Source organism: Pseudoalteromonas sp. DL-6, from assembly GCF_004328665.1.
Classification (GTDB): domain Bacteria; phylum Pseudomonadota; class Gammaproteobacteria; order Enterobacterales; family Alteromonadaceae; genus Pseudoalteromonas.
The window spans coordinates 167446-190697 of sequence record NZ_CP019770.1 but is presented as its reverse complement, the minus strand read 5'-3'; the positions used below and the strand labels follow the sequence as shown (position 1 = coordinate 190697).

The window sequence follows — 23252 nt, the reverse complement described above, 5'->3', positions numbered from 1 at the left end:
AGAAAAATAAGTGCTTACTAGCACTTCAGCTATTACTATTATTGTTTTTTAAAACTAGCTAGACCCAGCTCTTCTGATTCATATCGTGTTCCGGTTAACTTTATCAACCAAACACTATCGATAAAAGTACGGCTAAAATATACAGCTTGACCACTGGGAATGTTAGGCATAAAAGACGTTATCGATTGCCATTGGCCATCTGTTTTATCTTTTAACTTCATCGATGCATTGAAAAACGATCCATCTTCGTTTGCTTTTATCTCAAGTGATGTTAGTTGTTTTTTATCCCCTATTTCTATTTGTGCACTCTCGTTTAATAGAGCTAATAGCATTGGTTGGTGAATTGGAGTCAATGAATTTAGTGTTTCAGAAATTTTACTATCAATTGTTATTTCATTTTTCAATTTATAAATATCGGCTTTAACTGCAAAAACAGGTTCAGCATTAGTTTGATAACTTACAAAGAATAAAGCCATGGAGCTAAGTAACAAATAAACGTGTTTTTTCATAATACAATATATCCTTTCGTTAGTTTGAGAATACTAGCATAATTTAAAGTAGCCCATAAAAATCGCTAATCTATTAATATTCATGATATTCTTTTATTCATTCGCATGAATATAGGCATGACCTCTATCTCTGGCTTAGCTAATTAGTGATAATAATGTGGCTGCAATTAAGAAGAGAATATGGGTATGCAATCGCTAGGAAAAGAATTAAAACGTCTTCGATCAGACAAAAAATGGACTCAAGCATTTGCTGCACGTGAAATAGGCATCCAACAGTCTTACTTATCAAAACTAGAGAATGGCCAATTCATTCCCTCTCCCGAAGTAATCGAAAAGCTAAAGCGATGCTATGGCGAAGCATGTTTTGATTGCTATTTACCTGTAACAACATCAACCAAAGTGCCACTGAAAAAACTGCCTATTTTGAGTTTTACGCTATTAATAATTAGCCTTATGGTTTGGCTATGTGCAACGTATGAAATTTTTTATGCTGAAACCTACTTTACTTATCAGGCAAAGCAAGAAGATTTTTTAGCGTTTAATGTCACTCAGCAATACCAAGGCGAACGTTTTATTGAGGGGGACGTGACCTATCAAATTGTAGGCGAAAGGCAAGTCAGTAGAATTGAAAACCGCTTTCTAATTGTAACTTCCGCAGTATGCATTTTATTATCTATTGTTGCAGCTCTACTCTCGCAAAGTCATAGGTTTGGTAAATTATAAAGCTGTTATTTAGTTGCTCTTGGCAATTACTCCAGTATTACTCTACCTCCAAAATCTATGCTGTCGTATATCAGAAATTTTTAACACGATTAACGTCAGATACAATCACTCAAATTGATAAAGTATTAGGACAATTACGTATTCATGGCGTGCTTTTTCTCGAGTGCTCTAGACTAAAAACCCAAGCTACGGCCCTCAAATTCACTCCGAGTAGTTGACGGCTGACGGCTTAAAACTTACCGCTTACAGCTTTTTTAAACGCAAAAAAAAAACCCCAGCTAAAGCTGGGGTTTCTTATAAAACAGACTTAATTAAAAATTAAGCTTGTTTTGGACGTTCAATAACATCTACCAAAGTCCAAGATTTGTTCTTAGAGATTGGAGCGCATTCACGGATAGTGACAGTGTCACCCGCTTTTGCAGTGTTATTTTCGTCATGTACGTGTAACTTAGTCGTACGTTTGATGAATTTCCCATAGATTGGGTGCTTCACGTAACGTGCGATAGCAACAGTGAAAGATTTTTCCATCTTGTCGCTGATTACACGGCCTTGAAGAGTACGAATTTTATCGCTCATTATTGACCTGCCTTCTGGTTAATAATTGTTTTTACACGCGCGATATCGCGACGTACTGTTCTTAGCGTGTGTGTCTGAGCTAGCTGACCAGTGCTTGCTTGCATGCGCAGGTTAAACTGCTCACGAAGAAGACCTAGAAGTTCAGCATTAAGCTCTTCTACGCTTTTATCTTTTAGTTCGTTTGCTTTCATCACATTACCGTCCGAGTTACGAAAGTTGTTTTGAATGGCAGCTTACGAGCAGCAAGGTTAAACGCTTCACGAGCAAGCTCTTCTGAAACACCTTCCATTTCGTAAAGTACTTTACCAGGCTGAATTTCAGCAACCCAATATTCAACAGAACCTTTACCTTTACCCATACGAACTTCAAGAGGCTTTTCTGTGATCGGCTTGTCAGGGAAGACACGGATCCAGATTTTACCTTGACGTTTCACGTGACGTGTCATAGCACGACGAGCTGCTTCGATTTGACGAGCAGTCATGCGGCCACGACCAGTAGCTTTCAAACCGAAAGTACCGAAGCTTACTTTGTTACCGTTTTGCGCTAGACCACGGTTGCGGCCTTTATGCATTTTACGGAATTTTGTACGTTTTGGCTGTAACATTACTCGCTACCTCTACTTAGCACTTTTTTTGGCTTTCTTTGGTGCGCGTTTAGCTGGCTTCTCTTGCTCTTGTACTAGTGGTAAACCACCAATAACTTCGCCTTTGAAGATCCAAACTTTAACACCAATGATACCGTAAGTGGTTAAGGCTTCAGAAGTTGCGTAGTCGATATCAGCACGAAGAGTATGTAGAGGTACACGACCTTCACGATACCATTCTGAACGTGCGATTTCTGCGCCGCCAAGACGACCGCTAACTTCAACTTTAATCCCTTTAGAACCGATGCGCATTGCATTTTGTACCGAACGCTTCATAGCGCGACGGAACATAACACGACGCTCTAGCTGAGAGGCAATGCCGTCTGCTACTAGTTGTGCATCTAGTTCTGGTTTACGTACTTCAGAAATATTAATCTGAGCAGGTACACCAGCGATTTTAGTTACCGCTTGACGTAATTTTTCTACGTCTTCGCCTTTTTTACCGATAACAACACCCGGACGAGCCGTGTGAATAGTTACTCGGATAGATTTTGCTGGACGCTCAATAACGATTTTAGACACAGAAGCCGCTTTCAATTCCTTAGTAAGGAATGTACGTACTTTGTGATCGCCAAAAAGCTGTGCAGAGAAATCTTTTGAATTCGCGTACCAGGTAGAAACCCAAGGTTTAGATATACCTAGGCGAATACCAGTAGGATGAACTTTTTGTCCCATTACTTATATCTCCTAGCTATCTGAAACCACAACAGTGATGTGGCTTGTACGCTTAAGGATGCGGTCTGCGCGTCCTTTAGCACGTGGCATAATACGTTTCATTGTTGGACCATCGTCCACAAAGATCGTTGTTACACGTAGCTCATCAATGTCAGCACCTTCGTTATGCTCTGCGTTAGCAATAGCAGACTCAAGTACTTTCTTAACTAATACAGCCGCTTTTTTCGGGCTGTACGCCAGGATTTCTAGTGCGCGATCGACAGGTAACCCGCGGATCTGATCTGCAACTAGACGTGCTTTTTGCGCCGAACCAGAGGCGAATTTATGTTTAGCTAATGCTTGCATTTATCTTCCCCTCTTAACGTTTCTTCGCTTTCTTATCCGCAGCATGGCCACGGTAAGTGCGAGTTGGTGCAAATTCACCTAGTTTGTGACCGATCATTTCGTCAGAAACGAAAACTGGTACATGCTGGCGACCATTATGGACAGCAATGGTCAATCCGATCATGTTAGGTATGATCATTGAACGACGGCTCCAAGTTTTAATTGGCTTCTTTTCACCGCTTTCCAAAGCTTTCTCTACCTTCTTCAGCAAGTGTAGGTCTATAAAAGGACCCTTCTTGAGAGAGCGTGGCATGGCTATTCCTCAATATTACTTAGTACGACGACGTACTATAAATTTATCCGTACGCTTGTTCTTACGCGTCTTAGCACCTTTAGTCGGTTTACCCCATGGAGACACAGGATGACGACCACCAGATGTACGACCTTCACCACCACCGTGTGGGTGATCAACCGGGTTCATGGCAACACCACGAACTGTCGGACGAATACCACGCCAGCGATTTGCACCTGCTTTACCAAGTGAACGAAGCATATGCTCAGCATTGCCTACTTCACCTAGCGTAGCACGACAGTCAGCTTCAACTTTACGAACTTCGCCTGAACGAAGACGTAATGTTACATATTGACCATCACGAGCAAGGATTTGAACGTATGCACCAGCAGAACGTGCAATTTGAGCACCTTTACCTGGTTTTAATTCTACGTTGTGAACAGTCGAACCTACAGGCATATTACGCATAGGTAATGCATTACCAGGTTTGATTGGTGCATCAACACCAGACTGGATTGCATCGCCAGCTTTTAAGCCTTTAGGTGCGATAATGTAACGACGCTCACCGTCTGCATATAATACAAGAGCGATGTTTGCGCTACGATTTGGATCATATTCTAAACGCTCAACAGTGGCTGGAATGCCATCTTTAGTACGTTTAAAATCGATTAAACGGTAATGCTGCTTATGACCACCACCGATATGACGAACCGTAATACGACCATTGTTATTACGACCACCTGATTTAGAGTTTTTCTCTAATAGTGGTGCGTAAGGTTTACCCTTATGTAAATCTGGGTTAACCACTTTAACTAGGTGACGACGACCCGCAGAAGTTGGCTTACACTTTTGAAGTGCCATAATTCTAACTCCCCTTATTACTCGGCGCCGCCGACAAAGTCCAGCTCGCTACCTTCTTTAAGAGTAACGTAAGCTTTCTTCCAGTCGCTACGACGACCGAAACGCATGCCAGTACGTTTTGTTTTACCCTTAACGTTAAGTGTGCGAACACCAGTTACTTCTACTTCAAAAAGCTTCTCAACTGCCGCTTTAACTTCAGCTTTAGTTGCGTCATTTGCTACTTTAAAAACAATAGTATTGTTTTCTTCAGCAGCGATTGTGCTTTTTTCAGAGATGTGTGGAGCAAGGATCACTTTTAAAAGACGTTCTTCACGGATCATGCTAGCGCCTCCTCAAGTTGCTTAACAGCAGCAGCTGTAATTAGTACCTTGTCGAAAGCAATTAAGCTTACAGGATCGATACCAGCTACATCACGTGTGTCAACCTTGTACAGGTTACGTGCCGATAAGAAAAGATTTTCATCTACTTCTTCAGTCACGATAAGAACATCTTTAAGCTCAAGTTCTTTAAGCTTAGCAACTAGTTCTTTAGTTTTTGGTGCTTCAAGACCAAAACTTTCAACAACGATTAAACGCTCTTGACGAACTAATTCAGATAAGATGCTTTTGATCGCACCACGGTACATTTTACGGTTTACTTTTTGGCTGTGGTCTTGTGGTTTAGCTGCGAAGCTAACGCCACCTGAACGCCAAATTGGACTACGGATTGTACCAGCACGTGCACGGCCAGTACCTTTTTGAGCCCATGGTTTTTTACCACCACCGCTTACTTCAGAACGTGTCTTCTGAGCACGAGTACCTTGACGAGCACCTGCTGCGTATGCAACAACTACTTGGTGTACTAATGCTTCGTTAAACTCACGTCCAAAAGTAGCTTCAGAAACTTCAAGAGCGCCAGAAGCGTCTTTAATTGCTAATTCCATCACTAAATCTCCAGGACTTATGCTTTAACAGCTGGTTTAACGATAACGTCACCGCCGATAGCGCCAGGTACTGCACCTTTAACTAAAAGCAGGTTACGCTCAGCGTCAACGCGAACTAGTTCAAGGTTCTGAGTTGTTACTTGCTCATTACCCATTTGACCGGCCATTTTCTTACCTTTAAACACCTTACCAGGTGATTGGTTTTGACCGATTGAACCAGGAGCACGGTGAGATAGAGAGTTACCATGTGTAGCGTCTTGCATGCTGAAATTCCAGCGCTTAACACCACCTTGGAAACCTTTACCTTTAGAAGTACCGGTTACGTCAACTTTGTTGATTTCGTTGAATAATTCAACCGTAAGCTCTGCGCCTACTTCAAAATCGCCTTCACCACCATTTAGGCGGAATTCCCACAGACCGCGACCCGCTTCAACACCAGCTTTAGCGAAGTGACCCGCTGTTGCTTTGTTTACACGGCTTGCTTTTTTAGTGCCTGCGGTTACTTGAAGCGCGTTATAACCGTCTGTTGCGTCAGATTTGATCTGAGCAATGCGGTTAGGAGTCGCTTCAATAACTGTCACAGGGATAGATACACCATCTTCAGTGAAGATACGTGTCATACCCACTTTACGACCGACTAGACCTAATGCCATTTTCCTAAAACCTCTCTAATCTTCCGATTAACCCAGGCTGATTTGAACATCAACACCAGCAGCAAGGTCTAAACGCATAAGTGCGTCTACAGTCTTGTCAGTTGGTTCTACGATGTCGATCAGACGTTTATGGGTGCGGATCTCGTACTGATCACGCGCGTCTTTATTAACGTGCGGTGATGTAAGTACAGTAAAACGTTCAAAGCGTGTAGGTAGTGGAATTGGACCACGTACTTGTGCGCCAGTGCGTTTCGCAGTTTCCACGATTTCCGCCGTTGATTGGTCAATCAAACGGTGGTCAAAAGCTTTTAGGCGAATACGAATGCGTTGATTTGACATTCTTAAACCTCAATATAAAGAGCATTTAAAGAGCATAAAAAAACGACCGAAACAATCTTAATAACTAAGATGCCGGTTGTTTGATTATATCTACGTTGAGTTCCAAATCGGAACTCCTGTTTATTAGCTTGAAATCCAAGCTTAATTTATTCTTTCTTGTTCCCGAGGGAATTTTGAAAGCCTGCGTATTATAATGATACTGGTGATAAATGCAACAACTATTTAGACATAATTACTTTGTTATTGTCGTTTAAATAACGGTCAAGTTTATTAATAGTGAACGCAATAGAAGTGATGATGTCACTATGATGTCATAGCATGTCGATTAATCTGCAGGGGATTTTTTAGATATTATGTTATCCTATGCGCTAATTTTGCTGTTATATACCCATATTGGTTTGGGTAACTACTCTCTTATGGTGAGTCAATGCGTATTTTAAATTATGGTTTAAATCTTATCTCTGGTGGTATCAGCCGCTTGTTTGTTAAAAGCAAAGTACTGCCTGAAAAACCGCTAGAACAATTTGAGTTAAACCCTAAAAACCCGACCTTTTATATAGTGCGTTTAAATTCACGCTTTGATTTAGCGGCACTGGCGCGTGTTTGTAAACGAAATGGTTTACCTGACCCAACCGAGCAGCAAGTGTTAGGCGACGAAGCGTTAGATCGCTTTATCGGCATTAAAAACCCACCACCGCTATTTGGTGATAAAGAAAAGCCTACCAATGCATTGGCCCAAGGCAAACATATTGTTGAGCACTTATTAAATAGTGGCCAAAAAAATGTGCAAGTGGTGCCCGTGACTATTTTATGGGGCCGTGCACCGGGTAAAGAAAAGCCTGGATTGAGTACACTGCTCTCACATTCGCTGACTCCTAGCTGGTTCAGAAAAATTTTCGTGGTGCTTTTTTCAGGAAGAGATAACTTTATTCGATTTAGCCAACCACTCGACTTATCCTTATTGGTTAATGAAAAAGCCGACGTTAATGAACTGCCTCATAAACTACTGCGTGTAGCTCGAGTTCACTTTAAACGTCAAAAGCTGGCTGCAACAGGGCCTAAAATACCATCTCGTGATCAGTTATTTAGCTCGCTGCTAGCATCACCCACAATTAAAAAAGCAATTCAAACCGAGGCCTCTGAAAAAAACATCAGCCAAGCCCAAGCGCGACAAAACGCATTAAAGCTACTTGATGAAATTGCTGCCAATTACAGTGACGCGACCATTCGCGTTGCCGACCGTATTTTAACCTGGCTTTGGAACAAGCTGTATAATGGTATTGATATAAAATACACCGAGCAAATTCATGACCTAACTAATAAAGGCCATGAAATAATCTACATGCCGTGTCATCGCAGTCATATGGATTACTTACTACTTACCTACTCTATTTACCATCAAGGGCTTGTCCCACCGCATATTGCAGCTGGGATCAACCTCAACTTTTTCCCAGCAGGCGGGATATTCCGTCGTAGTGGTGCATTTTTTATTCGCCGCTCGTTTGCTGGTAACAAGCTCTACTCAGCGGTATTTAAAGAATACTTAAGCCAGTTATTTATCAAAGGTTACTCGGTGAAATTTTATACCGAAGGTGGCCGCAGCAGAACCGGACGTTTATTACCCCCAAAAACCGGCATGCTCGCCATGACAATGCAAGCCATGCTGCGTGGTATTGATCGCCCAGTATCGATTGTGCCTGTATATATAGGCTACGAACACGTAATGGAAATAAATACCTACCTAAAAGAGCTCGCGGGTAATGATAAAAAGGGCGAGTCGATATTAGGTATTTTTAAAGCGATTAAAAACTTAAAAAACTATGGCCGTGGTTATTTAAACTTTGGCGACCCTATTTCTATTAACCAATACCTAAATGACAACCAACCCGACTGGCGCGAGTCAATTCATGCTACCGATGTGCAAAAGCCACAATGGTTAGGACCGCAAGTTGCGAATCTTGCTGATCAGGTTATGGTTAAAATTAACAATGCAGCCGCACTCAACTCAGTTAACTTATTGGCGATGATACTGCTAGTAAACGATAAACACGCATTGAGTAAACCTAAATTGCTAGCTCAGCTTGAGTTTTATCTGCGATTACAGCGTGAAGCCAGCTATAGCAATAAAATAACTGCGCCCGATGAAACGCCAGAGCAACTGCTAGAACATGCCCTAAAGCTGAATAAGTTTGATGTGATCAGCGACGAATTTGGCGAAATAATTGCGATAAACGATAAAGAAAAAACCTTATTTAATTATTATCGTAATAACATTTTGCATATTTTTGCAGTACCAAGTCTAGTCGCCCTGCATTTATTTAAGCAGCATCAAAGCACCGTAACCCAGTGCCATCAACTGGTAAACTCTTTTTATCCGTTATTTGCCAAAGAGTGGTACTTACAAGAGCTTGATGAAAGCTATGTAACCCGTATTTTAACTAACTTTAGCGATCAAGGCTTAATTGAACTTGATGGTGATAACATTAAAGTGACTCATAATAACGATAGCTTTGCCAAACTCGAAATGCTCGGTCGTGCATTAAGCTTCACTCTGCAACGCTATGCGATTGTAATTGGCTTTATTCAGACCAGCCAAGGCATTGAAAAAGCAGAGCTGGAACGTGAAAGCTATGTGCTGGCACAGCGCTTAGGTACGTTACATGGCATTAAAACACCGGAGTTTTTTGATAAGAAGGTACTTAGTAGCTTTATTTCCAATCTCCGCGAACAAAAGCTAATTAGTGAATCTGATAGCGGCTTACAAGGCAGCCAAGAGCTTTGCGAGACCTACAAGCAACTACAAACACTCTTGCCGGCACGTATTTGGCAATCAATTACTGACATTGTTCACGCTCAATGTCAGTAACAGACTCTAATTACCCACTATGTTGAATTAACTCAATATAGTGGGTTTTGAAGTGTTAACGCTGACGCATTACCCCTTCTTGAATAGTAGAGGCTACCAAATTTCCTTGGCGGTCAAAAAACTGCCCGCGTACCAACCCTCGTCCCGAACTCGCACTTGGGCTATCAATAGTATATAAAATCCAATCATCCATTCTAAATGGACGATGAAACCACATAGCATGATCAATCGTCGCTACTTGCATATTCGGCTGCATAAACGAGACACCATGTGGCTGCAGTGCGGTTGGTAAAAACTCAAAGTCAGACGCATACGCTAATAAGTAGTTATGAATACGTTGATCGTCCGGCATATCGCCATTGGCTTTAAACCAAATATGTTTTACCGGCTCTATGGCCTCTGGCTTAAACGGATTATGAAAATTAACCGGACGCATTTCTATCGGCATTTCACGAATAAACTTATTACGGATTGCTTCAGGAATATGCTGCGCATTTTCTTGATAAAACTCTAACGAAGAACGCAGCTCTTCAGGTGCGGGAACATCAGGCATGGTAGCTTGATGCGATAATCCTTGCTCTTCACCTTGAAACGACGCCGTCATGTAAAAAATAGGTTTACCGTACTGAATGGCGCTAACTCGACGAGTACTAAAACTTTTACCATCGCGAATCGTCTCTACATCATAAACGATTGGCTTTGCAGCGTCGCCTGGGCGTAAGAAGTAAGAATGTAAGGAGTGAACAATACGTCCTGCAGGCAATGTTTCTTTAGCTGCGGAAAGCGCTTGTCCCATAACTTGACCGCCAAACACCGCTCTAAAACCTAAGTCTTGGCTTTGTCCTCGATATAAACCTTGCTCAATTTCTTCAAGTGACAATAGCGACAATAAATCATCTAATACTTGGCTCATTATTTCTTCCTCAATCCCCTAATTTCTAAATGATACTATACAATACTGGAAAAATACTAACTCACTGATTGAGGAAATCTAATATGGCTTTTTGGCTGTTTAAAACCGAACCCGACGCCTTTTCAATTGATGACTTAAAACAAGCCCCAGAGCAAACAACGCTATGGGAAGGTGTACGTAACTACCAAGCGCGTAACTTTATTCGTGATGATGTACAAAAGGGCGATTTGGTGATGATTTATCACTCTAGCTGCAAGCAAGTTGGCGTTGCAGGACTTGCAGTGGTTACTAAGACCGCTTACCCCGATCCAACTCAATTCGATTTAGGTAGTGACTATTACGATGCTAAAGCAACCACTGAAAATCCTCGTTGGTTTGTAGTGGAAATAACCTATCAGGCGCATTTAAGTAGTTTAGTCAGCCTACAAGCAATCAAAGCAAATAGTGCTATAACTGATATAGCACTTAAAAAAAGTGGCCGTTTATCGGTCATGCCAGTAACCGACAATGACTGGTATGAAATTTTAAATATGGCGAAATAAGTCACCAAGGTAACTATCCACCAGCGTAGCATCTCACCGCTCGATTTTCTTATGTAGCCAGATTTGTTATGATCTGCGGCTTGTGTGTACTGGAGGAAAAATGAAATTACTGTATTGGTTAGATGAATGGTTAACTCTCAGCGATGATGAGAGGCAAGCAAAGCTACCAACCTCTGGTGGAGATTTACTCGGTGATGTGTATGTAAAATATCACTTTGTTGATCTCAATAAACCTCTGCTTTTTACTTTTTCTCCTGCGGGCACTGATGTGCAAGAACGCGATTTGAACGAAGACTTTGCCCCATGGGGCTATCATTTAGCACAAAAGCAAAACGTTAATATTATTGCGTTTCAGCATTTGGGTAAAAGTAACTGGTTTCGTAATCGCAATTTAATCTTTTTTATTGAGCAATTAGCTCCCTTACTTTATCCATTTAAAACCAAGTTAGGTTATGGGCTTAGTCGTGGCGGTTTTGCTGTGGGTGCATTTGCTAAATTACTAAAACTCGACAAAGTACTGTTTTTCCACCCTGTTAGCACCAAAAACAAGCTACTCGCCCCTTGGGATGACCGATCAAGTACCGAGATAGCCCAGCAATATGACTGGCAAGGTGACTACCATGACTTAGATTTAGGGGATGCCGAGGGTTACATTATTTACGATCCAACTAATCGTATTGACCGCCAACATGCTAAACGCTATAAACAACTCACTCACTTACGCGTGTTTGGTATGGGGCACGGCACTCATGCCACTTATTTAAATAAGTTTGGCTTTTATAAACAAGTGGCGGTTGATTTTATTCGTGATCAGCAAATCGACATTGCGCAATTTAGGCTGCAAACAAAAACACTGCGTTTAAAAGAGGATTATTATAAAAAACTTAATAAAGCCAACGCTAAGTCGCCACATCGCCAAGCGTTATTAAGTACCGCTCACACTATTTTAATTGATGAAAAAGCCACGCATGTAAAAGAGCATCAAGCGCAAATTGATATTCAACCACTAATAGACGTAGCCATTAAACATCAAGACGAAAATCCTACCGATGCTATTAAGCTATTAGAGGTGGCACAACAACTCGTGCCAGATGATCCGCTGGTTGAGCATAAACTCAAGCAATTAAAATAACACTGGGCAACTCAAACGTTGCCCTTGCTACTATTTTTTCTTTGCGTGCCCTTGCTTGGGAACAATTGAAAAATATAAAATAAGCGCTATCCAAGAGAAAAAAATAGCGCCGACCAACCAGCCATTTTTCTCATGGCCATGGCTACGCTTACTGTTAAGAATTATCATAATAGGGAAAATGTAAGCACATAAAACAATAATTAAAAAAGCAATTTCAGTCATTATTTTTCCAAGCTAGGCCAATCAACTTCACCACTCAACACTCGCTCTTGCGCGATATAATGCAGTATATCACCCGCATTTACTGCGTAATCTAAAGGTGGATTTAAATCCATATTTTTTGCACTTAAATTATGAGCCACCCCTAATAATATTGCATCATGATCGTACTTAAAATGATGAAATAATTTACCAAACTCCATGGTTTTTATATCACTGGGTATTTGTAGACTAAATTGTGTATCACCATGCAAAGTAGATAATAGTTCTTCTTGAACACGACTTGAGCCAGGGTCTTGCATTGAGCGCACCAAAATCTCTGCTGACTTAGTGCTACTGCATTCTACGTTATGACAATGCTCTAGTAACATTTCCACTTTTGTTTCATCAAAAAAGTGTGCGCTAATGTGACAATCTTCTTTAACTAAACGACTAATACGCAGTGCGGTAGTAAATGTTTGGTCGTCATCTTGACCATCAATAATCACTTTATCAGCATGGCGAATTGCTACACGCTCTAACTCATCCAAATCAGTGAAACTGGTTAGGCGAGCAAAATCAACATTCTCATTACTTAAAAACGGATGCTCTATTTGTTCAGTAACCGCCAATAAAATACGGCGATCTGTACGTTTAGTATCAGCCAAAATATAGTCGATCATTTTTTTTGTTCGAGCATTATGCCAACCAAAAATAATAATGTGGTTGCTACTGTGAGCAAAGTTTTTATCACCAGTCATAGCGCGCCTAATTAAGTAAGTTACTGTTTGTCCTGTTTTACCTAACAAGACACCAAATAAAGCCAAACCAAAGGGTATTTGTATTAATGCAACAATCCATCGACCTAAATCTGTTGATGGGCTTAAATCGCCATACCCTACCGTTGAAGTGGTTACCGTGTAGTAGTAAAAAAAAGTCCCTGGTGAAAGCAAGGCCTGCTCATTTGCCACTAATAATAAACTCCAAGTAAGTAGCATATGTAAGGATGTTGCTATTACAACAGATTGCCAACTAACCTGATCAATATGGCTGCGCAACAGCACAACAATACGTTTTAAAATATGATGCATAATTTTTTGTTAATCGATTGATTATTTTTATCATTTAGTAACACGATACTGTAAATGATAACACCTAAGCAACGTTTTACTGTAATCGAAATATTCAAGGTTCGTTATGAAGAAAAATAAGAGTAAACTATAGTTATTAAGTTATGAGAAAAGAATGAGTCTATTATGTCAGGTGTTTTAGCGTCAGTTGATCAACGTACTCAGCTTGTAGGTGAGAATCGTTTAGAATTGCTACTTTTTTATTTACATAGCCGCCATTTATTCGCACTCAATGTATTTAAAATTAAAGAAGTGGTGAAGCTTCCCCGTCTAAGCAAAATACCGCACTCTCACCCTAAGGTGACGGGTGTTGCTAATATTCGTGGTGAATCTATTCCGGTGATTGATCTACGCCAAGCAATTTCTATGTCACACAAAGAACATAGCGACGATTGTAATCTCGTAGTAACAGAATATAACCGTACCACCCAAGGTTTTTTAATTGGCAAAGTTGATCATATTTTAAATATGACCTGGTCTGATATTATGCCGCCGCCTAGCTCTGTGGGTAAAAATCATTACATTACCGCACTGACTAAAGTACAGCGTGACGGGATAGAGCACTTGGTAGAAATTATTGATGTTGAAAAAGTACTGGCCGAAATAGTTGAGTACGAGGTTAATATTTCTGAAGGGGTGTTAGATCAAACCATAGTCAATGAATTCTCTGGGCGTAAAATACTGCATGCTGATGACTCGCCAACAGCCCGCAAGCAAGTTAGCGATACATTATCGCAGCTTGGTATCGAAATCATCCCTGCTAGTAATGGCTTAGAAGCACTACAAATGCTAAAAGGCTGGGCTGATGAAGGAAAAGACGTCGAAAAAGAGCTACTAATGGTGATTACCGATGCCGAAATGCCTTCTATGGATGGTTATCGCTTAACCTATGAAATACGCAACGACAACCGCTTAAAAAACTTACATGTGGTGCTTAACACCTCTCTCAGTGGTAGCTTTAACCAAGCCATGGTAGAAAAAGTGGGATGTAATGCATTTTTATCAAAGTTTCAGCCCGACTTATTAGTACAAGAAGTTCAAAATCGCTTAAAACAGGTGCTCAGCAACACTTAGTTAAGCTCACTAGTAAATACTGACTACAGTTAGTATTTGCTAGTTATATAACTAACAACGTATTTAGTTATTTCACTGCCTTATAGCCTACCTTGTTGTCATTTTATTTATTGCGCCATTTGCTAATCACTACTTTTCATGATTAATTAATACGTAAATTTTTACTAGGTTATTAATTATGCTTAATAAAGTTGCCAGCCCTTTTACCAAGCTTGTAGAGCGGTACTTACCCGATCCGTTTATATTTGTCATTTTGCTCACCATTATCACTTTGGTCATTGCGAATTTAGCGACCCCTGCAACCACGCTTGAGGTAATAACATCATGGGGTAGCGGGTTTTGGAACTTACTTAGCTTTGCCATGCAAATGCTATTGGTATTAGTAACAGGCTACATGCTCGCCAGTACCTCGTTAATAAGTAAGTTACTGACAAAGTTGGCAACGCTTGCCAATACAGCTCCAAAAGCCATTATTTTAGTGACTTTTATTTCGCTTTTAGCAAGCTGGCTTAATTGGGGGTTTGGTTTAGTGATTGGGGCTTTATTTGCTAAAGCGATTGCCAAACAGACTCGAGTGGATTACCGGCTATTAGTAGCGAGTGCTTACTCAGGTTTTGTAGTGTGGCACGGCGGATTAGCAGGCTCCGTACCTCTAACCATTGCCAGCGAAGGGCATTTTTCACAGGCAACAATGGGGATTATTGGCACCGAGCAAACCTTGTTCGCAGGTTTTAACATTGCGATTCTGATTGGCTTATTTATTATTATGCCGCTGGTTAACCGCTATATGCTACCAAATGAAAAAGACAGTGTTTATATTGACCCATTACTGCTTAAGAACACTTTAGCCGATAAAGTAACAATAACACGCCCAGCTCAGCATTTAGAGCAAAGTAAGCTGTTAGGTATGGGTATTGGTTTACTCGGACTTGCCTACTTAGGCTATTACTTTTTTATCGCAGGTGGCGGCTTAAACCTAAACAGTGTGATAGGGCTTTTCTTATTTTTAGCTATCACACTACATCAAACACCCCATAACCTACTAAATAGCCTACAACAAGCGATTCCGAGTGGCGCGGGAATTGTCATTCAGTTCCCTTTTTATGCCGGTATTATGGCGGTAATGGTCGATACAGGATTAGCACAGCAGATATCACAAGGCTTTATTGCAATCGCTGATGCCGATAGCTTGCCATTTTACAGTTTTATAAGTGCAGGACTCGTTAATATGTTTGTGCCCTCAGGTGGCGGCCAATGGGCGGTACAAGCACCTATTGTTATACCAGCAGCGCAAGAGCTTGGTGCAGATATGGCGCGGGTTGCTATGGCTGTGGCGTGGGGAGACGCGTGGACCAATTTAATTCAACCCTTTTGGGCTTTACCGGTATTAGCCATTGCAGGGTTAAAAGCTAAAGATATTATGGGTTTTTGCGTAGTGCAGCTATTTATTACTGGGGTGTTTATTGCGTTGATGCTAAGTTTTTATCCGTAAGTATTTTGGTAATAAATAGGCGCGATTTTATATCGCGCTTGCTAGTAGCAAGCCAAAAGAGCTAAGCAAGAAAATAACGCTAACTGATAAGTCATTTAATCTCACCAAATAATTTCACCTAGTGCCAATAAATTACAGATCATGTGAGCGATAATGCAATACCACAAGTTACCCGATAGATGACGAATTAACCCCATCAAGCAAGAAAATACAAACAGTGAAATAAAAATTTCAACTTGATCATACTGCCCATGTAACAATGTAAACACGATACTTGGGATAATAATTGCGCCAATAGCTCCCAAGGCTGTTTGTTTCAGCCTGTAGAATGCTACTCCTCGAAAAACTACTTCCTCAAATATAGGCCCAATAAATACTACTGCTAAAAACAGCATAATTTTAGCTAAAAGCGAGTTTGTTTGTGCTTTAACTTCTAACATGAAATCTGGCAAGGCGACTTCCATAAAGCCAAAAAGCCATTGTTCCAGTAAAACGTAAACCGCTGTTAATAGCACTGTAATGATTAAAGGAAAAAAAGCCACCTTCTCTATTGCTAAACGCCCTATAACTTCGCTTTTATTTTGCGCATCAAGAGTAGACTTTAAAAATGGCAGCGTAAGTACAGCAGTGAAGAAGGTAGATATGAAAGCTAGGCCGGGATTCGAATCTAGTTGCTCTAAATGTGTTAGGTCATTTAACAACAATGCCCCACCACCCGATAAAAAAATAATCAAGTATGAGGCCATTGGGAGCGCCAGTGAAAAAAAGGCCAACCAATAAAGCGTGTACAATAAAGACTCCACTGTACTTTGATTTACATGTTGTTTTATCGCATCATCCATAATTTGTCAGCTCACGGCTTCTTATTATTTTTCATTCTGAAGGATAGTACCATATCAATTACCCCATTGAGAAACAAACCAAAACTAACATCTTGCTATCGCCACACAAACTAAAATAAACACGGTTAGTTTTATTCAGAGAGGTTGTAGAAGGGTTATTACCCCTGTTAAACAGCCATTTTTCTGAGCAACAGCTTTCTTTCTAAACAACAAATGCACAAAAACCTTAAAAAGTAACGTTCAAAAAAACAGCCTGATGAGCGAGCTTTGAGCTACCATACTTTTATTATTGCTAACTCGATAAAATCTTCATCGGTAAGCTTAAAATGGCGTTTTCTGAGTCAGCAAAGTGCATCATCACTGCTACATGGCCTGCAACCACCAGCGCATACATGACCGCTGAAAAACCTTGGCCATATTTATCTAATGGCAATAAGTGTGAGTAGTGACGGCCGCGCCATTCAAACACGATTTCCAGTGCCCCAACAAACAAAAAGAACACTAATAGCATTAAACCAAACGTATAGCTGAGCCATAAACCAAACAGCACCCCTAGTAAGCACACACTCAAACCAACCCATGAGCGCATTGAAAAACTAATGCTTTTTAGTACATGCCCGCCATCAAGCGGTAAAATAGGCAGTAAATTGAATAAATTAAGCAGTGCACTAAGCACTGCAACACCGGCAAATATTTCCATTTCTGTGGCGTAATAAAGCACTACACCAAGCACAGAAGTAAATAAGCCAAAGGCAGGCCCCATAAGTGATATAAGCACATCTTGCCAGCGCGTAGTTATTTTATCGTCGCTCACAGCAAGACCACCAACAAAGGGAATTAAATAAATACCTTTGGTTTTAATGCCAAAATACTTCATTGCACGTACATGGCCATACTCGTGTACCACCAAGCAAGCAATCAGCATTAACGCAAACTCAATGGTAAACAGCCATGCATAACCCGCTACCGATGCGCTGGCAAGCGCCACCTTAACCACCTTAGCGCTTTTAAATAATTTAAAGCCAAGCGCAGCGAATCCTAAAAACCCTTTTTTAGGTGCGCCCTGTGCTGCTACAGGTAGAGCTAACTGAGTTGCAAACTGATTGTTTACATACAACGCTAAGCTTTGCTGGCTTACCTCACTGCTATCAATACCAATTAACTGCTCATCAAGTATAAACTCGACATAATTTTCACGTGGGTTTTCAAATGCAATCGCTTGCTGATCATGAAATATTTTTACAACTTGCTGATCTGCTATCATCAGCGTAAACGGTTGCTCTGCCAGAGAAAGATCGACTTTTATCATTATTCTAACCATTATAAATTATGCCGCTAGTATACCTATCCACCTCAAAAACACGAGTGAGCTAGCATAATTTTAGCAGCGATAATTTAAGGTAAAAAAACTCAACACTACTGACAAAAACAATTCAAGCGACTATTTTTAGTATTACAGGAAGTAAGTTACAACTACTAGGGACAACAATGCGAACTAAATTACCAAACATACTTGTTGTTGATGACTCACAAGCCATTTTGATTGTTATGAAAGCGATTTTTAATGAGCTCGAAATGCCAGAAGTCATTACTTGCTTAAGCGCAGTTACAGCATTAGAGAAAGTAAAACCTGATATAAATTTCTATGACGCCATTTTTACCGATCTGAATATGCCAGAAATGGATGGGATGGAACTCATTCGCAATTTAGGTGAAATGGGCTATTGCGGTGCGATTGTTATTATTTCTGAAATGGACCCTAAAATAATCAGCCTAGCAGCTGACTTAGCCAAGCAACATAATGTGCATTTAGTTGGTAACCTTACCAAGCCTGTGCAGCTGAATCAGGTAAATATGTTACTTACCAAAATAGCGCAATTAAACAGCCACACGCTTGTAAAAGAGCGCCCAATTACTAAAGCAAAACTTATTAGCGCATTAAAAAATAATGAAATAACGCCCTATTACCAGCCTAAGATAAATATAAACACCAACCTTATACAAAGTGTCGAAGTACTCGCTCGCATTGTTTCAAATAAAAACGAACGCGTTATTTTACCAAGCCGTTTTATTAGCCTTGCTGAGCAATGTGATTTAATCAATGACATTACGTTTACGCTATTTGAAAAAGCCTGCAGTGACTTAAAACAGCTTAAAGAGCAATTAGGAGAAAGCTTAAAATTGTCATTTAATATGTCGCCATGCCAGTTAAATGATTTGAACTGCCCTAATAAATTATTACAGTTATTACAAAAGCACGGCGTGCTTCCCAGTGATGTGGTTGTTGAAATAACCGAGCAACATGCCCTAGCAAGCTACACCCAGTTAGAAACTTTAAATAGATTAAGAATATTTGGTTTTGGTATTTCGTTGGATGATTTTGGTACTGGCTTTACTAATATTAACCAACTTAAACAGCTTCCTTTCACTGAAGTTAAAATAGACCGCTCGTTTATAAGCCATATTGAAACCGATAAGTTTTCGCAAGTGGTGGTCAGCTCATTAATTAATATGACTAACCAAGAGCAGCTACAACTTGTTGCTGAGGGTGTTGAGCGCCCAGAAGAACTTGCCTACCTAAAGCACTATCAAACAGACTTAACTATACAAGGATTTTTGTTTAGCTGCCCAAAAGCAAAAGCTGAATTTATCTCGTGGGCACAACACTGGATAAAGACAGCTGCTAAAACAAAAAATAATTAGGGTCTGTTGACCTTTGCAGATTTTTATTTATACAGACCTTAACGAGGTTCGTTATCGTCGGCGCTGACTATATGCTCGCTATCAGCTAAGCGTTGATGCCAGCGTTGCTTAGCCACGGCCCGCATATTGGTAGATTGATCTCGCTCATCAACAATTTCTAAGCCCATTAACGCTTCTATCATATCTTCTAGGGTTACAATTCCTTGTACGTCGCCATATTCATCAATCACTAAGCAAATATGGGTACGCTGAGTGAGTAATGTTTGTAATAACGACGATACGTTTTGCGCGCTCGGTACCGTATAAATAGGCTTAACCAACTTACTAATTTTGTAATCTGTGCCCAAGCGATGATACGCCAACATAATATCGTTTTTATGAACAAACCCTATGATATCGTCAGCGTCTTTGTCATAAATTAACACCCGAGAGAATGATGACGATCCATGTTCACTTAAGTACTGATTAACGGTAAGGTCTTTATGAATTTTAAAAATGACCGTACGCGGTGTCATTAAATCAGTTAGTTTTGCATGCCTAAAGTGCAGTAAGTTTCGAATGATCTCTGATTCATCAGCATGAAGCGCCCCAGACTCACTACCAATGTCGGCCATCGCTTCTATTTCTTGGCGAATATAATAGGCCTCATTATGCTTTTGACCCATCAAATTGGTTAGCTTTTGTGCAGCCCAAACAAAAGGCTTAAGTACTAGTACCAAAATACGTAAACCATAAGTCACACTCGGTGTTAAAGCACGCCAATAGTTGGCACCCAAGGTTTTTGGAATAATCTCAGATAACACCAACACCAATAAAGTCATAATCGCAGATGCAATCCCCACTGCAGCATCTGAAAACACCACGGCAGCTTGTGCGCCTACCCCTGCCGCACCAGCAGTATGGGCAACAGTATTGAGCGTTAAAATAGCTGCTAATGGCTGATCAATATTACTTTTTAGCTTTTCAAGCTGCTTCGCCAGCACTGGGCGCTCTTTGCGCAGCAATGCAACATAACTAGGCGAAATGCTTAATAGCACCGCCTCCATTATTGAACACAAAAACGAAATCACAATCGCTGTAACCATGTAAATGATTAATAGTGTCACTTTTTTTCCTCTATATTGGATATATGAGCATCATAACAATACATGCTATATTTGGCCAAATACCCAATAATAGGCATAACAATGAATTTAAGCGCATCTTGGTATCGTTACGCAAAACGTTTTACTTACTTGGCAACCCTACTTACATTAAGTAGCTTGAGTTTAACGACATTAGCCGCACCACTCGATCAATCAAAAATCCAATTTATTGGTCCGCTTGCAGAAGGCATGCAAGCCAAGCCATTTCAGACACCCCATGGTGACGTGGTTATTAGCAATTTATTGACACAACTTGAATCTAATACTGAAAGTTTTGTTGTATTTGGAAAAAAACACAAGTGGCAGCCACTTGATAAAATTAACGCGCTTACCTTAGGCGGTTTACAGGCACTTAAATTTCATATTGAAACGAACCGATTTACACAAGGCTCCTTAAACATTACAGGAATAGAGCAAGGCCAGGTTTTTATTAACGGTGAAAAGCAAACTGGTGAAAGCCAAAGCTACCCGCTTGCTTTAAATAACGGCTCACATACTGTTATTCTCATCGCCCAACAGGTTGCTAATTGGAATGATGTTAGCTTAGAGTTTGTGCCAAAAGCAGACACTGATGTTGTCACCCTAACCACCAATAAAACCAAACGTTTATCAGCAAAGCAGTTATTCGATGCACCTACTATTAGTGCCCTCTCATTGTCTCCAGATGCTAAGCATTACTTAAGCACAACTAAGCGCTATAGTGATAAAACTGGCAATGATGCACATACCATTACTGAGCTAAAAGATACTAAAAACCAGACGCTATACCGATTTGAAGCAGCCCAGCCAAGTCAGTTCATTTGGAGCCCTGATAACCAATTTTTAGTTTATTTACTCAACAATGAATTAAAGCAACTAAACCGTAAAAACTTAACAATTAAAACCTTAGCCTCAGGCCTTGAAGGCGCAAGTAACTTCAGCTTTTATAACGACAGCAGTATTTTATTTAGTTGGTCAAAATCGCCTGAAGAAAATAACAGCCTAACCAAACATCATAAAGGCCTTCAAGATCGTTGGTCATATGCTCGTACCGTTAGCCAATTATACTTACTCGATACCAAAAGTGGTTTAACCAAAGCCCTAACTGAAGGTGTATTAAGCCATCGCCTTGAAGATGCAAACAGTAACCGTGGAAAACTATTAATTAGTCGCCCTGTTATGGCAATGCAAGCTTCAACACATCCAGAAACTGAGCTAGTTGAACTTACATTAAAATCTAATAGCCTAAAATCACTAGGTAAGTTTAAAACCTTTAATCAAGCAAAATATGCCGTAAGCGACATTTACGTAGTTGCAGGCCCAGATTTTAAGAATGGTGCAGGCAGAACATTACCAAAGAATATGCTGGCTAATAATTACGATGGCCAGCTGTACTTACTAACTGATAACGCAAAAAAAGTAACGGCGTTAAGTAAACAGTTTAACCCTGCGATTGGCACATTAGAAGTACTAAGCAATGGTGATGCGCTAATCAAAGTGACAGAAAAAGACACACAACCACTGTATTTATTTGATCTAAGTAAGCAGCGCTTTAAAAAGCTAAATACGGGCTTTGATATTGTGCAACAATTTAGTTTTTCAAATACACGCAATGCCCAGTTATTAATTAGTGGCAGTAATGCGTCGAGCGCTCAACAACTCAAGCGCTTCGACGTAAGTAAAAACAAGGTAGAGCTCATTTGGGATTCAAACCCGATTGCGTATGCCAATACGGCTATTCCTGCGCTTGAAGAATTTAACTTTACCAATAAGCGTGGCGTAGAAATCTCTGGCCGTGTTTATCTGCCAAGCAATCTTGATAAAGCCAAGAAGTACCCTGCTCTTGTGTATTATTATGGTGGCACCTCACCAGTAACACGTGGGTTTACTGGGCGTTACCCTTTTAACTTATGGGCAGCAAACGGATATGTGGTTTATGTTGTACAACCGACCGGTGCAACGGGCTTTGGGCAAACTTTTTCAGCACAACATGTAAATGCTTGGGGCGACTATACCGCCGATGACATTATCCAAGGCACAGAGGCATTTTTAGCTAAATACAGTTTTGTAGACAGTAGCAAAGTAGGTAATCTTGGTGCATCTTATGGTGGCTTTATGACTATGCTGCTTGCCACCAAAACCGATATGTTTAGCGCATCTATTGCGCATGCCGGTATTTCAAACTTAACGTCATACTGGGGTGAAGGATGGTGGGGTTATTTATACTCAGGCGAAGCCTCAAAAAATAGCTTTCCGTGGAATAATCCTCAACTTTACAGCCAGCATAGCCCTGTATTTCATGCCGATAAAGTAAATACACCATTACTGCTTATTCATGGTGACAGTGATACTAATGTGCCTGTGGGCGAAAGCTTAACTATGTACACAGCCCTAAAACTGCTTAATAAAGACGTTGAAATGATAGAGTACAAGGGGGCTGATCACCAAATATTTGCGCGCGATAAGCGATTTAATTGGTGGAACACCATGTTGGCTTACTTTGACAAAAAGTTAAAAAATGAACCACAATGGTGGGATTCAATGTATAAAGATTAGTAACCATAATGCGCACTTTGTCGCTCAAGTGAAAAGTGCGCATTACAAAAGTAATGTTATTAGACCAATTCGTAATATAATGTTACCGAAAAACAACGTTCTCTGTGTTATGCAGACCATTAATAATGCTAATATACAAAGCTGAAACTAAAAAAATAACAGA

26 protein-coding genes are annotated in these 23252 nt (G+C 40.4%); 8 read left to right on the top strand and 18 right to left on the bottom strand.

The features are described from left to right. Window positions 1-38: 38 nt before the first annotated feature. On the bottom strand, window positions 39-509 hold the full coding sequence (locus B1F84_RS00925; protein WP_131690301.1) for a hypothetical protein: 471 nt from the start codon (window positions 507-509) through the stop codon (window positions 39-41). A 186-nt stretch (window positions 510-695) separates the two neighbouring features. Between B1F84_RS00925 and B1F84_RS00920 the strand changes: the two genes are divergently transcribed. Beyond that, window positions 696-1232, top strand: a complete 537-nt coding sequence (locus tag B1F84_RS00920) for a helix-turn-helix transcriptional regulator (RefSeq protein ID WP_036984553.1) — start codon at window positions 696-698, stop codon at window positions 1230-1232. Window positions 1233-1550: 318 nt separating this feature from the next. Here B1F84_RS00920 and rpsQ read toward each other — a convergent pair whose 3' ends face one another. Genes rpsQ through rpsJ form a run of 11 tightly spaced genes read right to left on the bottom strand, consistent with a single transcriptional unit; the run spans window position 1551 to window position 6517 of the window. After that, the gene (rpsQ, locus tag B1F84_RS00915) at window positions 1551-1808 is read right to left on the bottom strand and encodes a 30S ribosomal protein S17 (RefSeq protein WP_076919478.1); all 258 of its coding nucleotides are present in this window, start codon (window positions 1806-1808) and stop codon (window positions 1551-1553) included. Further along, the gene (rpmC, locus tag B1F84_RS00910) at window positions 1808-1999 is read right to left on the bottom strand and encodes a 50S ribosomal protein L29 (protein ID WP_008108355.1); all 192 of its coding nucleotides are present in this window, start codon (window positions 1997-1999) and stop codon (window positions 1808-1810) included. The genes rpsQ and rpmC overlap by 1 nt, the downstream gene beginning before the upstream one ends. Then, entirely contained in the window at window positions 1999-2412 is a 414-nt protein-coding gene (gene rplP, locus B1F84_RS00905; RefSeq protein WP_008108352.1) for a 50S ribosomal protein L16, read from the bottom strand. The genes rpmC and rplP overlap by 1 nt, the downstream gene beginning before the upstream one ends. A gap of 12 nt (window positions 2413-2424) precedes the next feature. Further along, window positions 2425-3126, bottom strand: coding sequence for a 30S ribosomal protein S3 (gene rpsC / locus B1F84_RS00900; protein WP_008108350.1), 702 nt, complete (start codon window positions 3124-3126; stop codon window positions 2425-2427). 12 nt (window positions 3127-3138) lie between these two features. Beyond that, window positions 3139-3471, bottom strand: a complete 333-nt coding sequence (rplV, locus tag B1F84_RS00895) for a 50S ribosomal protein L22 (RefSeq protein ID WP_004588690.1) — start codon at window positions 3469-3471, stop codon at window positions 3139-3141. Window positions 3472-3484: 13 nt separating this feature from the next. Next, a complete protein-coding gene (gene rpsS / locus B1F84_RS00890) occupies window positions 3485-3763 on the bottom strand; it encodes a 30S ribosomal protein S19 (RefSeq protein ID WP_004588689.1) in 279 nt (92 codons plus the stop codon). A gap of 15 nt (window positions 3764-3778) precedes the next feature. Continuing rightward, window positions 3779-4603 (bottom strand): 50S ribosomal protein L2, encoded by an 825-nt coding sequence (gene rplB, locus B1F84_RS00885; protein ID WP_008108345.1) that lies wholly within the window; start codon window positions 4601-4603, stop codon window positions 3779-3781. A gap of 17 nt (window positions 4604-4620) precedes the next feature. Further along, window positions 4621-4923 (bottom strand): 50S ribosomal protein L23, encoded by a 303-nt coding sequence (rplW, locus tag B1F84_RS00880; protein WP_008108343.1) that lies wholly within the window; start codon window positions 4921-4923, stop codon window positions 4621-4623. Next, window positions 4920-5525: a 50S ribosomal protein L4 gene (rplD, locus tag B1F84_RS00875; RefSeq protein WP_008108340.1), complete on the bottom strand. Its 606-nt coding sequence runs from the start codon at window positions 5523-5525 to the stop codon at window positions 4920-4922. The genes rplW and rplD overlap by 4 nt, the downstream gene beginning before the upstream one ends. Before the next feature lie 17 nt (window positions 5526-5542). Then, entirely contained in the window at window positions 5543-6178 is a 636-nt protein-coding gene (gene rplC / locus B1F84_RS00870) for a 50S ribosomal protein L3 (RefSeq protein WP_008108338.1), read from the bottom strand. Between the two features lie 27 nt (window positions 6179-6205). Beyond that, window positions 6206-6517: a 30S ribosomal protein S10 gene (gene rpsJ, locus B1F84_RS00865; protein ID WP_002957900.1), complete on the bottom strand. Its 312-nt coding sequence runs from the start codon at window positions 6515-6517 to the stop codon at window positions 6206-6208. 427 nt (window positions 6518-6944) lie between these two features. On the opposite strand from rpsJ, the gene plsB reads away from it, so the two are divergent. After that, window positions 6945-9383: a glycerol-3-phosphate 1-O-acyltransferase PlsB gene (gene plsB / locus B1F84_RS00860; protein WP_131690300.1), complete on the top strand. Its 2439-nt coding sequence runs from the start codon at window positions 6945-6947 to the stop codon at window positions 9381-9383. A 55-nt stretch (window positions 9384-9438) separates the two neighbouring features. On the opposite strand, the gene tesB is transcribed toward plsB, so the two are convergent. Beyond that, window positions 9439-10296, bottom strand: a complete 858-nt coding sequence (tesB, locus tag B1F84_RS00855; protein WP_008108303.1) for an acyl-CoA thioesterase II — start codon at window positions 10294-10296, stop codon at window positions 9439-9441. Window positions 10297-10379: 83 nt separating this feature from the next. Here tesB and B1F84_RS00850 point away from each other — a divergent pair, with 83 nt between their 5' ends. Continuing rightward, on the top strand, window positions 10380-10838 hold the full coding sequence (locus tag B1F84_RS00850; RefSeq protein ID WP_131690299.1) for an EVE domain-containing protein: 459 nt from the start codon (window positions 10380-10382) through the stop codon (window positions 10836-10838). A gap of 100 nt (window positions 10839-10938) precedes the next feature. After that, a complete protein-coding gene (locus B1F84_RS00845) occupies window positions 10939-11970 on the top strand; it encodes a hypothetical protein (RefSeq protein ID WP_008108299.1) in 1032 nt (343 codons plus the stop codon). Window positions 11971-12000: 30 nt separating this feature from the next. Here the strand turns inward: B1F84_RS00845 and B1F84_RS00840 are convergent, their stop codons facing one another. Next, complete coding sequence (locus B1F84_RS00840; RefSeq protein WP_008108297.1) at window positions 12001-12192, bottom strand: hypothetical protein; 192 nt, start codon at window positions 12190-12192, stop codon at window positions 12001-12003. Continuing rightward, on the bottom strand, window positions 12192-13259 hold the full coding sequence (locus tag B1F84_RS00835; protein ID WP_008468731.1) for a potassium channel family protein: 1068 nt from the start codon (window positions 13257-13259) through the stop codon (window positions 12192-12194). The genes B1F84_RS00840 and B1F84_RS00835 overlap by 1 nt, the downstream gene beginning before the upstream one ends. Window positions 13260-13424: 165 nt before the next feature. Here B1F84_RS00835 and B1F84_RS00830 point away from each other — a divergent pair, with 165 nt between their 5' ends. Together B1F84_RS00830 and B1F84_RS00825 are read left to right on the top strand one after the other, a co-directional pair. After that, window positions 13425-14372 (top strand): chemotaxis protein CheV, encoded by a 948-nt coding sequence (locus B1F84_RS00830; RefSeq protein WP_008468729.1) that lies wholly within the window; start codon window positions 13425-13427, stop codon window positions 14370-14372. A gap of 178 nt (window positions 14373-14550) precedes the next feature. Next, complete coding sequence (locus B1F84_RS00825) at window positions 14551-15864, top strand: TIGR00366 family protein (protein WP_131690298.1); 1314 nt, start codon at window positions 14551-14553, stop codon at window positions 15862-15864. 101 nt (window positions 15865-15965) lie between these two features. Here the strand turns inward: B1F84_RS00825 and B1F84_RS00820 are convergent, their stop codons facing one another. Together B1F84_RS00820 and B1F84_RS00815 are read right to left on the bottom strand one after the other, a co-directional pair. Next, entirely contained in the window at window positions 15966-16706 is a 741-nt protein-coding gene (locus B1F84_RS00820) for a type II CAAX endopeptidase family protein (protein WP_008108289.1), read from the bottom strand. 292 nt (window positions 16707-16998) lie between these two features. Beyond that, window positions 16999-18015, bottom strand: coding sequence for a site-2 protease family protein (locus tag B1F84_RS00815; RefSeq protein ID WP_131690297.1), 1017 nt, complete (start codon window positions 18013-18015; stop codon window positions 16999-17001). A 179-nt stretch (window positions 18016-18194) separates the two neighbouring features. Here B1F84_RS00815 and B1F84_RS00810 point away from each other — a divergent pair, with 179 nt between their 5' ends. Continuing rightward, window positions 18195-19409, top strand: coding sequence for an EAL domain-containing response regulator (locus B1F84_RS00810; protein WP_131690296.1), 1215 nt, complete (start codon window positions 18195-18197; stop codon window positions 19407-19409). Between the two features lie 38 nt (window positions 19410-19447). Here B1F84_RS00810 and B1F84_RS00805 read toward each other — a convergent pair whose 3' ends face one another. Continuing rightward, the gene (locus B1F84_RS00805) at window positions 19448-20515 is read right to left on the bottom strand and encodes a hemolysin family protein (RefSeq protein WP_131690295.1); all 1068 of its coding nucleotides are present in this window, start codon (window positions 20513-20515) and stop codon (window positions 19448-19450) included. An 81-nt stretch (window positions 20516-20596) separates the two neighbouring features. On the opposite strand from B1F84_RS00805, the gene B1F84_RS00800 reads away from it, so the two are divergent. Further along, window positions 20597-23089, top strand: coding sequence for a prolyl oligopeptidase family serine peptidase (locus B1F84_RS00800; protein ID WP_131690294.1), 2493 nt, complete (start codon window positions 20597-20599; stop codon window positions 23087-23089). The last annotated feature ends 163 nt before the right edge of the window (window positions 23090-23252 follow it).

What these genes read in the sequence shown, in the direction of transcription:
- B1F84_RS00925 (WP_131690301.1), bottom strand. Translation starts at nt 509, where the DNA reads ATGAAAAAACACGTTTATTTGTTACTTAGCTCCATGGCTTTATTCTTT.
- B1F84_RS00920 (WP_036984553.1), top strand. Translation starts at nt 696, where the DNA reads ATGCAATCGCTAGGAAAAGAATTAAAACGTCTTCGATCAGACAAAAAA.
- rpsQ (WP_076919478.1), bottom strand. Translation starts at nt 1,808, where the DNA reads ATGAGCGATAAAATTCGTACTCTTCAAGGCCGTGTAATCAGCGACAAG.
- rpmC (WP_008108355.1), bottom strand. Translation starts at nt 1,999, where the DNA reads ATGAAAGCAAACGAACTAAAAGATAAAAGCGTAGAAGAGCTTAATGCT.
- rplP (WP_008108352.1), bottom strand. Translation starts at nt 2,412, where the DNA reads ATGTTACAGCCAAAACGTACAAAATTCCGTAAAATGCATAAAGGCCGC.
- rpsC (WP_008108350.1), bottom strand. Translation starts at nt 3,126, where the DNA reads ATGGGACAAAAAGTTCATCCTACTGGTATTCGCCTAGGTATATCTAAA.
- rplV (WP_004588690.1), bottom strand. Translation starts at nt 3,471, where the DNA reads ATGCAAGCATTAGCTAAACATAAATTCGCCTCTGGTTCGGCGCAAAAA.
- rpsS (WP_004588689.1), bottom strand. Translation starts at nt 3,763, where the DNA reads ATGCCACGCTCTCTCAAGAAGGGTCCTTTTATAGACCTACACTTGCTG.
- rplB (WP_008108345.1), bottom strand. Translation starts at nt 4,603, where the DNA reads ATGGCACTTCAAAAGTGTAAGCCAACTTCTGCGGGTCGTCGTCACCTA.
- rplW (WP_008108343.1), bottom strand. Translation starts at nt 4,923, where the DNA reads ATGATCCGTGAAGAACGTCTTTTAAAAGTGATCCTTGCTCCACACATC.
- rplD (WP_008108340.1), bottom strand. Translation starts at nt 5,525, where the DNA reads ATGGAATTAGCAATTAAAGACGCTTCTGGCGCTCTTGAAGTTTCTGAA.
- rplC (WP_008108338.1), bottom strand. Translation starts at nt 6,178, where the DNA reads ATGGCATTAGGTCTAGTCGGTCGTAAAGTGGGTATGACACGTATCTTC.
- rpsJ (WP_002957900.1), bottom strand. Translation starts at nt 6,517, where the DNA reads ATGTCAAATCAACGCATTCGTATTCGCCTAAAAGCTTTTGACCACCGT.
- plsB (WP_131690300.1), top strand. Translation starts at nt 6,945, where the DNA reads ATGCGTATTTTAAATTATGGTTTAAATCTTATCTCTGGTGGTATCAGC.
- tesB (WP_008108303.1), bottom strand. Translation starts at nt 10,296, where the DNA reads ATGAGCCAAGTATTAGATGATTTATTGTCGCTATTGTCACTTGAAGAA.
- B1F84_RS00850 (WP_131690299.1), top strand. Translation starts at nt 10,380, where the DNA reads ATGGCTTTTTGGCTGTTTAAAACCGAACCCGACGCCTTTTCAATTGAT.
- B1F84_RS00845 (WP_008108299.1), top strand. Translation starts at nt 10,939, where the DNA reads ATGAAATTACTGTATTGGTTAGATGAATGGTTAACTCTCAGCGATGAT.
- B1F84_RS00840 (WP_008108297.1), bottom strand. Translation starts at nt 12,192, where the DNA reads ATGACTGAAATTGCTTTTTTAATTATTGTTTTATGTGCTTACATTTTC.
- B1F84_RS00835 (WP_008468731.1), bottom strand. Translation starts at nt 13,259, where the DNA reads ATGCATCATATTTTAAAACGTATTGTTGTGCTGTTGCGCAGCCATATT.
- B1F84_RS00830 (WP_008468729.1), top strand. Translation starts at nt 13,425, where the DNA reads ATGTCAGGTGTTTTAGCGTCAGTTGATCAACGTACTCAGCTTGTAGGT.
- B1F84_RS00825 (WP_131690298.1), top strand. Translation starts at nt 14,551, where the DNA reads ATGCTTAATAAAGTTGCCAGCCCTTTTACCAAGCTTGTAGAGCGGTAC.
- B1F84_RS00820 (WP_008108289.1), bottom strand. Translation starts at nt 16,706, where the DNA reads ATGGATGATGCGATAAAACAACATGTAAATCAAAGTACAGTGGAGTCT.
- B1F84_RS00815 (WP_131690297.1), bottom strand. Translation starts at nt 18,015, where the DNA reads ATGATAAAAGTCGATCTTTCTCTGGCAGAGCAACCGTTTACGCTGATG.
- B1F84_RS00810 (WP_131690296.1), top strand. Translation starts at nt 18,195, where the DNA reads ATGCGAACTAAATTACCAAACATACTTGTTGTTGATGACTCACAAGCC.
- B1F84_RS00800 (WP_131690294.1), top strand. Translation starts at nt 20,597, where the DNA reads ATGAATTTAAGCGCATCTTGGTATCGTTACGCAAAACGTTTTACTTAC.